This window comes from Cupriavidus sp. GW823-FHT07B10 (genome assembly GCF_058794355.1).
Window position 1 is genome coordinate 463,927 of sequence record NZ_JBXAGS010000001.1, and the last position, 12,267, is coordinate 476,193.

The 12,267-nt window shown below is 65.2% G+C and carries 12 protein-coding genes; 10 read left to right on the forward strand and 2 right to left on the reverse strand.

The features are described from left to right. Positions 1-11: 11 nt before the first annotated feature. Positions 12-416 carry an acyl-CoA thioesterase gene (locus tag AC1Q6V_RS02290; RefSeq protein ID WP_037025319.1) on the reverse strand — a complete coding sequence of 135 codons (405 nt, stop codon included), beginning with the start codon at positions 414-416 and terminating at the stop codon, positions 12-14. 108 nt (positions 417-524) lie between these two features. Here AC1Q6V_RS02290 and AC1Q6V_RS02295 point away from each other — a divergent pair, with 108 nt between their 5' ends. The 10 genes from AC1Q6V_RS02295 to AC1Q6V_RS02340 all read left to right on the forward strand — a co-directional run bounded on the left by AC1Q6V_RS02295 (position 525) and on the right by AC1Q6V_RS02340 (position 11,239). Then, positions 525-2,423, forward strand: coding sequence for an ABCB family ABC transporter ATP-binding protein/permease (locus AC1Q6V_RS02295; RefSeq protein ID WP_011614532.1), 1,899 nt, complete (start codon positions 525-527; stop codon positions 2,421-2,423). Between the two features lie 204 nt (positions 2,424-2,627). Continuing rightward, entirely contained in the window at positions 2,628-3,770 is a 1,143-nt protein-coding gene (locus AC1Q6V_RS02300) for an ABC transporter substrate-binding protein (RefSeq protein WP_010813922.1), read from the forward strand. Next, positions 3,767-4,621, forward strand: a complete 855-nt coding sequence (locus AC1Q6V_RS02305) for an ABC transporter ATP-binding protein (protein ID WP_058697890.1) — start codon at positions 3,767-3,769, stop codon at positions 4,619-4,621. The genes AC1Q6V_RS02300 and AC1Q6V_RS02305 overlap by 4 nt, the downstream gene beginning before the upstream one ends. Positions 4,622-4,633: 12 nt before the next feature. Continuing rightward, positions 4,634-5,407, forward strand: a complete 774-nt coding sequence (locus AC1Q6V_RS02310) for an ABC transporter permease (protein ID WP_010813920.1) — start codon at positions 4,634-4,636, stop codon at positions 5,405-5,407. A 55-nt stretch (positions 5,408-5,462) separates the two neighbouring features. Continuing rightward, positions 5,463-6,446, forward strand: coding sequence for a LysR substrate-binding domain-containing protein (locus AC1Q6V_RS02315; protein ID WP_010813919.1), 984 nt, complete (start codon positions 5,463-5,465; stop codon positions 6,444-6,446). Positions 6,447-6,549: 103 nt separating this feature from the next. Beyond that, a complete protein-coding gene (locus AC1Q6V_RS02320; RefSeq protein WP_439671255.1) occupies positions 6,550-7,857 on the forward strand; it encodes a Glu/Leu/Phe/Val family dehydrogenase in 1,308 nt (435 codons plus the stop codon). A gap of 266 nt (positions 7,858-8,123) precedes the next feature. Then, positions 8,124-9,023, forward strand: coding sequence for a glutamate/aspartate ABC transporter substrate-binding protein (locus AC1Q6V_RS02325; RefSeq protein WP_010813917.1), 900 nt, complete (start codon positions 8,124-8,126; stop codon positions 9,021-9,023). Between the two features lie 63 nt (positions 9,024-9,086). Continuing rightward, positions 9,087-9,815: an amino acid ABC transporter permease gene (locus AC1Q6V_RS02330; RefSeq protein ID WP_010813916.1), complete on the forward strand. Its 729-nt coding sequence runs from the start codon at positions 9,087-9,089 to the stop codon at positions 9,813-9,815. Between the two features lie 9 nt (positions 9,816-9,824). Next, positions 9,825-10,508: a glutamate/aspartate ABC transporter permease GltK gene (gene gltK, locus AC1Q6V_RS02335; RefSeq protein ID WP_010813915.1), complete on the forward strand. Its 684-nt coding sequence runs from the start codon at positions 9,825-9,827 to the stop codon at positions 10,506-10,508. Further along, complete coding sequence (locus AC1Q6V_RS02340; RefSeq protein ID WP_010813914.1) at positions 10,505-11,239, forward strand: amino acid ABC transporter ATP-binding protein; 735 nt, start codon at positions 10,505-10,507, stop codon at positions 11,237-11,239. The genes gltK and AC1Q6V_RS02340 overlap by 4 nt, the downstream gene beginning before the upstream one ends. A 61-nt stretch (positions 11,240-11,300) precedes the next feature. On the opposite strand, the gene AC1Q6V_RS02345 is transcribed toward AC1Q6V_RS02340, so the two are convergent. Then, a complete protein-coding gene (locus AC1Q6V_RS02345; RefSeq protein WP_010813913.1) occupies positions 11,301-12,131 on the reverse strand; it encodes a class II glutamine amidotransferase in 831 nt (276 codons plus the stop codon). Positions 12,132-12,267 lie beyond the last annotated feature (136 nt).

Here is a 12,267-nt window from a genome sequence, read left to right on the forward strand (position 1 = left end):
GGCTTATCCCTTCAAGCCGACGGCAGCATCCGCGGCTGCCGCGATTCATCCGTCGCCACATACGTCAGCGTGGCCTCCGTCACCTTGACGATCTCATTGCTGTGGCGCATCCGTTGCGCGTAGACCTCGACCGACACCGTGATCGAGGTACGGCCGGTCTTGACGATGTCCGCATAAAAGCTGACCAGGTCGCCAACGAACACCGGATGCTTGAACAGGAAGGAGTTGACCGCGACGGTGGCCACGCGGCCCTGGGCGCGTTCCACCGCCGGGATCGAGCCGGCGATATCCACCTGCGCCATGATCCAGCCACCGAACACGTCGCCGTGCACATTGGCGTCGGCGGGCATGGGCACCACGCGCAGAGCGGGATTCTTGCCGGCGGGCAGGGCGGGGACGGTGTGGGGAGCGTTCATGACGGTGTGTGGTGGACTGCGGAAGGAGGCGGGGCGCGGCGAAAGACCCTTCGCCTGCCACGTAATGCGAACTCTGCGACAATCGCGCATTGGCCCGAATTCTAACGTATGCGCCGCTATTCCACGACCGCCGAGCCGGCCCCCGCTCCTGCTTCAAACACGCTCTTTCCCGGTCAGCGCGCGCCCCGCAGCGACTGGCAGACGGTGCGCAACCTGCTGCCCTATGTCTGGCACTACAAGTGGCGCGTGATGCTGGCGCTGGCGTGCCTGGTGTCCGCCAAGGTGGCCAACCTGGGCGTGCCGGTGCTGATGAAGCAGCTGATCGACAGCATGAACCTGCAGCCGGGCGATCCGCGCGCGCTGCTGGCCGTGCCGGTCGGGCTGATCGTCGCCTACGGGCTGCTGCGGCTGTCGGCGACACTGTTCACCGAGTTGCGGGAGATGCTCTTTTCCAAGGTCACGCAGAGCGCCGTGCGCGAGATCGCGCTGCAGGTGTTCCGGCACCTGCATGCGCTGTCGCTGCGCTTCCACCTGGACCGGCAGACCGGCGGCATGAGCCGCGACATCGAGCGCGGCACGCGCGGCATCCAGTCGCTGATCTCGTACTCGCTGTACAGCATCCTGCCCACGCTGGTCGAGATGGGGCTGGTGATCGGCTTCTTTATCCTGCACTACGACATCTGGTTCGCGGCCATCACCGGCTGCGCGCTGGTGGGCTATATCGTCTTTACCATCGTGGTGACGGAATGGCGCACGCATTTCCGCCGCCGCATGAACGAGCTCGATTCGCGCGCCAACCAGAAAGCGATCGATTCGCTGCTCAACTTCGAGACCGTCAAGTACTTCGGCAATGAAGAGTACGAGGCGCAGCGCTACGACGAGAACCTGCGCAAGTACCGCACCGCGGCGATCCGCTCGCAGAACTCGCTGTCGTTCCTGAACTTCGGCCAGCAGACCATCATCGCACTGGGGCTGATCCTGATCCTGTGGCGCGCCACCGTGGGCGTGGTCGACGGCAAGCTCACGCTGGGCGACCTGGTGCTGGTCAACACCCTGATGATCCAGCTCTATATCCCGCTGAACTTCCTCGGCGTGATCTACCGCGAGATCAAGCAGGCCACCACCGACATGGACCGCATGTTCGTGCTGCTGGGCACCAACCAGGAGGTGGCCGACGCGCCCGGCGCGCAGCCGCTGCAGGTCAGCGGCGCGCAGGTGCGTTTCCGCGACGTGCGCTTCAGCTATGAGCCGGACCGGCTGATCCTGGATGGCGTGGATTTCACCATCGCGGCGGGCACCACCACCGCGGTGGTCGGGCACAGCGGCTCGGGCAAGTCGACGCTGGCGCGGCTGTTGTTCCGCTTCTACGACGTCAACGGCGGCGCCATCGAGATCGACGGCCAGGACATCCGCGCGATCACGCAGGACAGCCTGCGCCGCGCCATCGGCATCGTGCCGCAGGACACGGTGTTGTTCAACGACAGCATCTTCTACAACATCGCCTACGGCCGGCCAGACGCCAGCCGCGACGAGGTCATCGCCGCCGCGCGCGCCGCGCAGATCGACAGCTTCATCCGCGAGCTGCCGCAGGGGTACGACACCCCGGTGGGCGAGCGTGGCCTGAAGCTGTCCGGCGGCGAGAAGCAGCGCGTGGCGATCGCGCGCACGCTGCTGAAGGACCCGCCGGTGCTGGTCTTCGACGAAGCCACCTCGGCGCTGGATTCACGCACCGAGCAGGCGATCCAGGCCGAGCTGATGCGGCTGGCGCAGAACCGCACCACGCTGCTGATCGCGCACCGGCTGTCCACCGTCGTGCATGCCGACCAGATCCTGGTGATGGACCACGGCCGCATCGTCGAGCGCGGCACCCATGCCGAGCTGATGCGCGCGCGTGGCCGCTACGCCGAGATGTGGGACATCCAGGCGCGCGCCGCCGCCAAGGGCGGCGAAGCCGTGGGCGCGGATGCGCTGGCACTCGACGTGGGCGACGCCACGCAGGACGCCTGACGGGACTGCATTCTCCTGTATCCGCGTGCACCAAGGGGCGGCGGGCATTGTCGACAATCATTGCCGACGATGGCGCTGCGGCAATCGCCTCGCACACTTTTGGTTCGGCAATCGCTTGCGGGCACGCCCTGAAACGGGGCTGAAAAACCTGGCACGTCCCTTGCGGACGAATCCCTCCGAGATCACGATCAACGGAGAGATTCCATGCCTCATTTCCACGCTGCGCTAGCGTCCCCCGGCGTTTGCGCTGCTGCCGCCGAGAACCATGAACATACCGGCACGCGCGCGTCCCGCACTGCGGCACGGCGCCGCCTGCTGAAGCTCGGCGTGATGATCGGCACCAGCCTGGTGCTGTCGACACAGTTCGCCGGCGCGGCCCACGCGCAGGCTGCACCAACCAAGGTCCGCTTCCAGCTCGACTGGCGCTTCGAAGGGCCGGCGGCGCTGTTCCTGCTGGGCGAGCAGAAGGGCTACTACAAGGCCGAGAAGCTCGACGTCTCGATCGATGCCGGCAACGGCTCGGGCAACGTGGTCAACCGCGTGGCCTCGGGCACGTACGACATGGGCTTCGCCGATATGTCGTCGGTGATGGAGTTCTACGGCAACAACCCCGACGCGAAGAACAAGCCGGTGGCCGTGATGATGGTCTACAACAACACGCCCGCCGCCGTCCTCGCGCTGAAGAAGTCCGGCATCCGCGCGCCGAAGGACCTCGCCGGCAAGCGCATGGGCGCTCCGGTGTTCGACGCCGGCCGCCGCGCCTTCCCGATCTTCGCCAGGGCCAACGGCTTGCAGGCGTCCTCGTTCAACTGGCAGGCAATGGACCCGACGCTGCGCGAGACCATGCTCACGCGCGGCGACCTCGATGCCATCACCGGGTTCTCGTTCACATCGATCCTGAACCTGAACGCGCGCGGCGTGAAGGATGAAGACATCGTGGTGCTGCCGTACCCGCAGTTCGGCGTGAAGCTGTACGGCAACGCGGTGATCGCCTCCGAGGATTTCATGAAGAAGAACCCCGAGGCGGTGAAGGCCTTCCTGCGCGCCTTCAGCAAGTCGGCGCGCGACGTGATCGCGCGGCCGGAAGAGGGCATCAAGGCGGTCAAGGCGCGCGACGGCATCATCGATGAGAAGCTGGAAGTGCGCCGGCTCAAGCTGGCGCTGGACAGCGTGGTCAAGTCGCCGGACGCGAAGGCCGAGGGCTTCGGGCGCGTCAGCAAGCCGCGCCTGTCGCTGATGGCCTCGCAGGTGGCCGATGCCTTCGGCACCAAGGGCCGCATCAACCCCGATGCGCTGTGGACCGACGCGTTCCTGCCCAGCGCGGCCGAACTGGATGTGCTGCGATGATGACGCGCCAGGCTGCCTTCATGCCCGCCTCCGGCGGGAGCGCCGCACCCGTGGCCGCGGAGCCCTTTGTCGATTTCAACCGGGTCTGGCTGGCCTATAACGACGAGCTCGCGCACAAGGGCGAGTTCGCGGTCGAGGACATCTCGCTGCAGGTGGCGCCGGGCGAGTTCATTGCCATCGTCGGCCCGTCCGGCTGCGGCAAGTCCACCTTCATGAAGCTGGCGACCGGGCTCAAGGCGGCCACGCGCGGCGTCGTGAGGATTGCCGGCGAGAAGGTGACCGGCCCGCTCAAGCAGGTCGGCATGGCCTTCCAGGCGCCCACGCTGCTGCCGTGGCGCACCACGCTGGACAACGTGATGCTGCCGCTGGAGATCGTCGAACCATATCGCTCCACCCTGCGCGCACGTCGCGACGAGTACGTCGAGCGCGCGCGCAAGCTGCTGCATACGGTGGGCCTGGCCGGCTACGAGGACAAGTACCCGTGGCAGCTGTCCGGCGGCATGCAGCAGCGCGCCTCGATCTGCCGCGCGCTGGTCCACGAGCCGCGCATGCTGCTGCTGGACGAGCCCTTCGGCGCGCTCGACGCCTTTACGCGCGAGGAGCTCTGGTGCGTGCTGCGCGACCTGTGGCAGGCACAGCGCTTCAACGTGATCCTGGTCACGCACGACCTGCGCGAGGCCGTGTTCCTGGCCGACACCGTTTACGTGATGAGCCAGCGCCCGGGCCGCATCCTGATGCGCAAGGAGATCGACCTGCCGCGCCCGCGCGACCTGGAACTGACCTATACCGAGCCATTTGCCGACCTGGTGCACGTGCTGCGCGAGAAGATCGGCCATGTGCGCCAACACTGAGGCAAAGCTACCATGATGACTCTCACTTCCGCGCAGGAGCGCCGCGTGCAGCGCGTGGCGCCCTGGCTGCTGCTGGCCGCGGTGCTGCTGCTGTGGCAGGGCGCGTGCATGGCCTTCGGCGTGTCCGACTTTATCCTGCCGACACCATCGGCGATCGTGGCCTCGCTGGTGGAATATGCCGACGTGATCGCCGGCCATGCGTGGCGCACCTTCTGGACCACCATGGTGGGCTTCGGCGTGGCCATCGCCGTGGGCGTGCTGCTGGGGCTGGCAATGGGCTCGTCACGGCTGCTCTATGCCGCCAGCTATCCGCTGATGACGGCCTTCAACGCGCTGCCCAAGGCCGCCTTCGTGCCGATCCTGGTGGTGTGGTTCGGCCTGGGCGCGGGTCCGGCCATCCTGACCGCGTTCCTGATCTCGTTCTTCCCGATCATGGTCAATATCGCCACCGGGCTGGCCACGCTGGAGCCGGAACTGGAGGACGTGCTGCGCGTGCTCGGCGCCAAACGGCGCGACGTGTTGTTCAAGGTCGGTCTGCCGCGCGCCATGCCGTATTTCTTCGCCTCGCTGAAGGTGGCAATCACGCTGGCCTTTGTCGGCACCACGGTGTCGGAGATGAACGCCGCCAACGAGGGCATCGGCTACCTGCTGGTGTCGGCCGGCTCGGCCATGAAGATGCCGCTGGCCTTTGCCGGGCTGGTGGTGATCGCGGTGATGGCGATGGCGATGTACGAGCTGTTTGCGGTGGTCGAGAAGCGCATGACCGGCTGGGCGCATCGTGGCTGACGGCTTGCCGCCGGACAGGTGACGGAGGCCCGGGCGCGGGTGGATAATCCGCGTCATGGAAATCAAATGGCTTGAAGACTTCGTCAGCCTGGCCGAGACGCACAGCTTCTCGCGCTCGGCCGAGCTGCGCCACGTCACGCAGCCGGCGTTCTCGCGCCGCATCCAGTCGCTGGAGGCGTGGGTCGGCACCGAGCTGATCGACCGCTCGAGCTACCCCACCAGCCTGACCCCGGCCGGCAAGGTGTTCTACGAGCAGGCGCTGGCCATGCTGGCGCAGGTCAGCGAGACCCGTGCGCTGATGCGCGGCCAGCGCTCGGCCAACGCCCAGGTGCTGGAGTTCGCGGTGCCGCATACGCTGTCGCTGACCTTCTTCCCGGAATGGCTCAAGGCGCTGGAGCGCAGGATCGGCACGCTGCCGTGCCGGCTGCGCGCGCTCAACGTCCACGACGCGGTGCTGATGCTGGTGGAGGGCGGCTGCGACCTGGTGATGGTCTACCACCACGCGCGCCAGGCGATCCAGCTGGATCCGGCCCGGTACGACATGCTGGTACTTGGTACCGAGCGGCTGTCGCCCTACAGCGTGCCGGACGCTGCCGGCAAGCCGCAATTCCGGCTGCCCGGCACCGACAAGAAGCCGGTGCCCTTCCTCAGCTACACGCCCAACGCCTTCCTCGGCCGCATGGTCGACCTGCTGCTGGCCGACACCTCCGAGGCGCTCAAGCTCGACAAATGCTACGAGACCGACATGGCCGAGGCGCTCAAGGTGATGGCGCTGGCCGGCCACGGCATGGCCTTCCTGCCCGAAAGCGCGGTGCGCGAGGACGTGGCCGCGGGCCGGCTGGTGCGGGCCGAGTCGGCGCGCGGGCTGCCGTTGTCGATCGACATGGAAATCCGCCTGTACCGCGAGCGCCCGGGCGAGAACGGCAACGAACGCCGCGCCGGGGCACGGCGCAAGCGCCAGCTGGTCGACCAGGTGTGGTCGACCTTGTCGGCGGCCCAGTCCGGCCAGCCGGCCGGCTCCCCGGTTTCCGCCAGATGACAACGTTATGCAGGTTTTGCATGACCGGATGAGCAAACGGCATTGGATTCGGGCGGGGCGCCAGCCCTAAGCTTGCGGGCATTCTTCACACCGGAACCAACCGATGTCTTCCGCAGCACCGACCAATATTGCTGGCCAAAAGCACGCACTCCCGTCTTACCTCAATGCCGACAATCTCGGCCCCTGGGGCATCTACCTGCAGCAGGTCGACCGTGTCACGCCTTACCTGGGCTCGCTGGCACGCTGGGTCGAAACCCTCAAGCGCCCCAAGCGCGCGATGATCGTCGACGTTCCCATCGAACTGGATAACGGCACCATTGCCCATTTCGAGGGCTATCGGGTGCAGCACAACCTGTCGCGCGGCCCGGGCAAGGGCGGCGTGCGCTTCCACCAGGACGTGACCCTGTCCGAGGTGATGGCGCTGTCGGCCTGGATGTCGGTGAAGAATGCCGCGGTCAACGTGCCCTACGGCGGTGCCAAGGGCGGCATCCGCGTCGATCCGCGCACGCTCTCGCACGCCGAGCTGGAACGCCTGACGCGCCGCTACACCAGCGAAATCAACATCATCATCGGGCCGAGCAAGGATATTCCGGCGCCGGACGTGAACACCAACGCCCAGGTCATGGCCTGGATGATGGACACGTACTCGATGAACTCCGGCAGCACGGCCACCGGCGTGGTGACCGGCAAGCCGATCTCGCTGGGCGGCTCGCTCGGCCGCCACGAAGCCACCGGCCGCGGCGTGTTCGTGGTCGGCTCCGAGGCCGCGCGCAATATCGGCCTGGAGATCAAGGGCGCGCGCGTGGCGGTGCAGGGCTTCGGCAACGTGGGCGCGGTGGCGGCCAAGCTGTTCCATGAGGCCGGCGCCAAGGTGGTGGCGGTGCAGGACCACCGCACCACGCTGTTCGACCCGGCCGGCCTGGACGTGCCGGCGATGATGGAATACGCCTCCCACAGCGGCACCATCGAAGGCTTCCGCGGCGAAGTCCTGCGCACCGAGCAGTTCTGGGAAGTCGACTGCGACATCCTGATCCCGGCCGCGCTGGAAGGCCAGATCACGGTGCAGAACGCGCCCAAGATCACGGCAAAGCTGGTGATTGAAGGCGCCAACGGCCCGACCACGCCGCAAGCCGACGATATCCTGCGCGAGCGCAATATCCTGGTCTGTCCCGACGTGATCGCCAACGCCGGCGGCGTGACCGTGTCCTACTTCGAATGGGTGCAGGATTTCTCCAGCTTTTTCTGGACCGAGGAAGAAATCAACCAGCGCCTGGTACGGATCATGCAAGAAGCCTTCCGGGCAATCTGGCAAGTGGCACAGGACAACAAGGTGACGCTGCGCACGGCGGCGTTTATCGTGGCCTGTACGCGGATCCTGCAGGCGCGCGAGATGCGCGGCCTGTATCCCTGATCCGGGCACGGGAAACGGGATAAGGCACTGCCATGGTGCAATGCAATAATCGTCCCGCTCCCCATGGCTCATGACCGTCAGACGCGGTCTCCGGCAAGCGCCGGAGACCGCGTTGTCGTATCCGGACGCCGTGCGCAGTGATTGCCCTGAAGTGGGGTTCTAGGAGAAAACCCAGTTGTATTGCGGCGGATGCTGCGCAATACTGTTTCACCAGTGGGGGTTTTATCTCTAGAATCCCGCTTTCTCTTCATGGTCAAGGAGATGTTATGAATTTCGCCAAGCTGGCTGCCCTGATGATTGCCGGGGGCGTGATGTGCGGGACGGCACAGGCAGCTGAACAACTGACGGGCACGCTGAAGAAGATCAAGGACACCGGCGTCATCACGCTGGGCGTGCGCGAGTCGTCGATTCCGTTCAATTACAACCTGGGCGGCGTGCGTCAGGTCGGCTATTCCTACGATATCAACATGAAGATCGTGGAAGCCATCAAGGACCAGCTCAAGCTGCCGAACCTGCAGGTCAAGGAAATCCCGATCACCTCGCAGAACCGCATCACGCTGCTGCAGAACGGCACCATCGACATCGAGTGCGGCTCCACCACCAACAACCTGGAGCGCCAGAAGCAGGTTGGGTTCACCAACTCCATCTTCATCATCGGCACGCGCATCATGGTGAAGAAGGACGCCGGCATCAAGGACTGGGCCGACCTGAAGGGCAAGAACGTCGTCACCACCGCCGGCACCACGTCGGAGCGCCTGCTGCGCAAGATGAACGACGACCAGAAGCTGGGCGTGAACATCATCAGCACCAAGGACCATGGCCAGTCGTTCCTGACGCTGGAATCGGGCCGCGCGGTCGCGTTCATGATGGACGACGCGCTGCTGTACGGCGAGCGCGCCAAGGCCAAGAACCCGGCCGACTGGATCGTGGTGGGCAAGCCGCAATCGCGCGAGTCCTATGGCTGTATGATCCGCAAGGACGATCCGCAGTTCAAGAAGCTGTCCGATACCGTGATCTCCGGCATGATGAAGGACGGTTCGATCAACACCCTGTACACCAAGTGGTTCATGACGCCGGTGCCGCCGAAGGGCCTCAACCTGGACTTCCCGCTGTCCGAAGACATGAAGGCGTTGTTCAAGACGCCGAACGACAAGGCGCTGGACTGACCTGCCGTTGACAGCAGTGTGAAACGGAAGGCATGTCCTTCCGTTTCTTTTTGAGGACGCAACATGAACTACAACTGGCATTGGGCAGTTTTCCTCGAACAGGCCGCCCAGAACGAGACCTACCTGGACTGGATGATCTCGGGCCTGAAGGTAACGCTCGCCCTGGGACTCTCGTCCTGGGTCATCGCCCTGGTCATCGGTTCGGTGCTCGGCGTGCTGCGCACCGTGCCCAACAAGTGGCTGGCGGGCATCGCCGCCACCTATGTGGAAATCTTCCGCAACATCCCGCTGCTGGTGCAGCTGTTCATCTGGTATTTCGTCGCGCCCGAGCTGCTGCCCGGTGGCGAGGCGATCAAGCAGATGAACCCGTTCGCGCAGCAGTTCCTGGCCGCCATGCTGTGCCTGGGCACCTTCACCGCCGCGCGGGTCTGCGAGCAGGTGCGCTCGGGCATCAACTCGCTGGCGCGCGGGCAGAAGAATGCCGGCCTGGCGATGGGCTTCACGCTGCCGCAGACGTACCGCCACGTGCTGCTGCCGATGGCGTTCCGCGTGATCGTGCCGCCGCTGACTTCCGAATTCCTGAACATCTTCAAGAATTCGGCGGTGGCTTCGACCATCGGCCTGCTGGAACTGGCGGCGCAGGGCCGGCAACTGGTGGACTACACCGCGCGCCCGTATGAATCGTTCATCGCGGTCACGCTGATGTACGCGCTGATCAACGTGACGGTGATGCTGATCATGCGCTGGGTGGAAGCCCGCACGCGCGTGCCCGGCTTTATCGGCGGCAAGTAAGGGGGCGCCATGGCTTATTCCTTCGATTTCACTTCCATCACCCCTGCCACGCTCGAGGTCCTGGGCGAGGGCATGATGGTCTCGCTCAAGATCACCGTCACCGCGGTGGTGGTGGGCATCGTCTGGGGCACCATCCTGGCGATGATGCGGCTGTCGTCGTTCAGGCTGCTGAACTGGTTTGCGCAGGGGTACGTGACCATCTTCCGCTCCATCCCGCTGGTGATGGTGCTGTTGTGGTTCTTCCTGATCATTCCGCAGGTGCTGCAGAACCTGTTCAACCTGTCGCCGGCGACCGACCTGCGCATGACGTCCGCGCTGGTGGCCTTTGCGCTGTTCGAGGCCGCGTACTACTCGGAAATCATCCGCGCGGGCATCCAGAGCGTGTCGCGCGGGCAGATGTTCGCGGCGCAGGCGCTGGGCATGACCTATGGCCAGTCGATGCGGCTGGTGATCCTGCCGCAGGCGTTCCGCAACATGGTGCCGCTGCTGCTGACCCAGGGCATCATCCTGTTCCAGGATACGTCGCTGGTCTACGTCAGCGCGCTGGCCGACTTCTTCGGCCAGGCCTACGGCATCGGCGAACGTGACGGCCGCATCGTCGAGATGCTGCTGTTCGCCGGCGTGGTGTACTTCGTTATCTGCTTCTCCGCTTCGCTGCTGGTCAAGCGTTACCAGAAAAAGGTGGCTGTATGATCGAAATCAACAATGTCTCCAAGTGGTACGGCGCCTTCCAGGTGCTGACCGACTGCACCACCAAGGTCGCCAAGGGTGAAGTGGTGGTGGTGTGCGGCCCGTCCGGGTCGGGCAAGTCCACGCTGATCAAGACCGTCAACGCGCTTGAGCCGTTCCAGAAGGGCGATATCCTGGTCGACGGCACCTCGGTGGGCAATCCCAAGACCAACCTGCCCAAGCTGCGCTCGCGCGTGGGCATGGTGTTCCAGAACTTCGAGCTGTTCCCGCACCTGTCGATCACCGAGAACCTGACTATCGCGCAGATGAAGGTGCTCGGCCGCTCCAAGGACGAGGCGATGGCCAAGGGCCTGAAGTACCTGGACCGCGTGGGCCTGAAGAGCCAGGCGGAGAAGTACCCCGGCCAGCTGTCGGGCGGCCAGCAGCAGCGCGTGGCGATCGCCCGTGCGCTGTCGATGGACCCGATCTGCATGCTGTTCGACGAGCCGACTTCGGCGCTGGACCCGGAGATGGTCAACGAAGTGCTGGACGTGATGGTGCAGCTGGCGCAGGAAGGCATGACCATGATGTGCGTGACCCACGAAATGGGCTTCGCGCGCAAGGTGGCCAACCGCGTGATCTTCATGGACCAGGGCAAGATCGTCGAGGACTGCGAGAAGGAGGAGTTCTTCGGCAATATCGAACACCGCTCCGAGCGCGCCAGGCAGTTCCTGTCGAAGATCCTGCATCATTGACCGGCCTGGCAGGGCAAGCAAAAAGGGACGCCTCGGCGTCCCTTTTTTCGTTCCCGATGGCTCAGGTGCAGGCCGTGTTGGCCGCGTTCTTCGCCTGCACTTCAGGCGGGATCGGCACCGTCAGCGTCATGGTCGGGTGCCCGTCCTCGAACATGATCAGCTCGCCCGGGGCGAAGCGGGTCCAGGTCTCGTTGTCGGTCAGCGGCTGGGTGGCGATCACCGCCACGCGGTCGTCCGGTGTGGTGACCTGGGCGAAGTCGATCGACAGGTCGGCGTCGATCAGGTGCGCGGTCGAGAACGGCCACTGCCGCACGATGTAGTACAGGTGCGTGGAGCAGTGCGCGAACTGGGCCTGGCCGTTGCACAGCAGGTAGTTGAACACGCCATGCAGCGTGATCTCGCGGGTGATGTCGGCCAGCGCATGGCACAGCTCGTTCAGCGGCGGCTGCGAACCCGGGAAGCGCTTGCGCAGGCCCTGCATCAGCGTGCAGAAGGCCAGTTCGCTGTCGGTATCGCCCACTGGCTGGTAGACGCCGGACAGGAACGGGGTGAAGCCCTTCAGGTCGCCGTTATGGGCAAAGATCCAGTGGCGGCCCCACAGCTCGCGCATGAAGGGGTGGCAGTTCTCCAGCAGCACGGTGCCCTGCGTGGCCTTGCGGATATGCGAGATGACGTTCTTGGACTTGATCGGGTAGCGCTTGATCAGGTCTGCCACCGGCGAGGTGCCGGCGGACTGGTTGTCGATAAACAGGCGGCAGGCCTTGTCCTCGAAGAAGGCCACACCGAAGCCGTCGGCGTGATGGTCGGTCAGGCCACCACGCGCGGCAAAGCCGGTGAAGGAGAACGTCACGTCGGTCGGCGTGGCGCAGTTCATGCCTAGCAGCTGGCACATATCGGGGCACCGGTCGGCAGCGGGCTGCCGCTTTGCAATAGAATGCAGACATTATCCCGCGCACCCGGGCCGCTGCCAAGCAGCGTCGGCCGGCCGCGCGCGGCGACCGGCCATCCTGCACGTATCTCCCCAATAA

What these genes read in the sequence shown, in the direction of transcription:
- AC1Q6V_RS02290 (WP_037025319.1), bottom strand. Translation starts at nt 416, where the DNA reads ATGAACGCTCCCCACACCGTCCCCGCCCTGCCCGCCGGCAAGAATCCC.
- AC1Q6V_RS02295 (WP_011614532.1), top strand. Translation starts at nt 525, where the DNA reads ATGCGCCGCTATTCCACGACCGCCGAGCCGGCCCCCGCTCCTGCTTCA.
- AC1Q6V_RS02300 (WP_010813922.1), top strand. Translation starts at nt 2,628, where the DNA reads ATGCCTCATTTCCACGCTGCGCTAGCGTCCCCCGGCGTTTGCGCTGCT.
- AC1Q6V_RS02305 (WP_058697890.1), top strand. Translation starts at nt 3,767, where the DNA reads ATGATGACGCGCCAGGCTGCCTTCATGCCCGCCTCCGGCGGGAGCGCC.
- AC1Q6V_RS02310 (WP_010813920.1), top strand. Translation starts at nt 4,634, where the DNA reads ATGATGACTCTCACTTCCGCGCAGGAGCGCCGCGTGCAGCGCGTGGCG.
- AC1Q6V_RS02315 (WP_010813919.1), top strand. Translation starts at nt 5,463, where the DNA reads ATGGAAATCAAATGGCTTGAAGACTTCGTCAGCCTGGCCGAGACGCAC.
- AC1Q6V_RS02320 (WP_439671255.1), top strand. Translation starts at nt 6,550, where the DNA reads ATGTCTTCCGCAGCACCGACCAATATTGCTGGCCAAAAGCACGCACTC.
- AC1Q6V_RS02325 (WP_010813917.1), top strand. Translation starts at nt 8,124, where the DNA reads ATGAATTTCGCCAAGCTGGCTGCCCTGATGATTGCCGGGGGCGTGATG.
- AC1Q6V_RS02330 (WP_010813916.1), top strand. Translation starts at nt 9,087, where the DNA reads ATGAACTACAACTGGCATTGGGCAGTTTTCCTCGAACAGGCCGCCCAG.
- gltK (WP_010813915.1), top strand. Translation starts at nt 9,825, where the DNA reads ATGGCTTATTCCTTCGATTTCACTTCCATCACCCCTGCCACGCTCGAG.
- AC1Q6V_RS02340 (WP_010813914.1), top strand. Translation starts at nt 10,505, where the DNA reads ATGATCGAAATCAACAATGTCTCCAAGTGGTACGGCGCCTTCCAGGTG.
- AC1Q6V_RS02345 (WP_010813913.1), bottom strand. Translation starts at nt 12,131, where the DNA reads ATGTGCCAGCTGCTAGGCATGAACTGCGCCACGCCGACCGACGTGACG.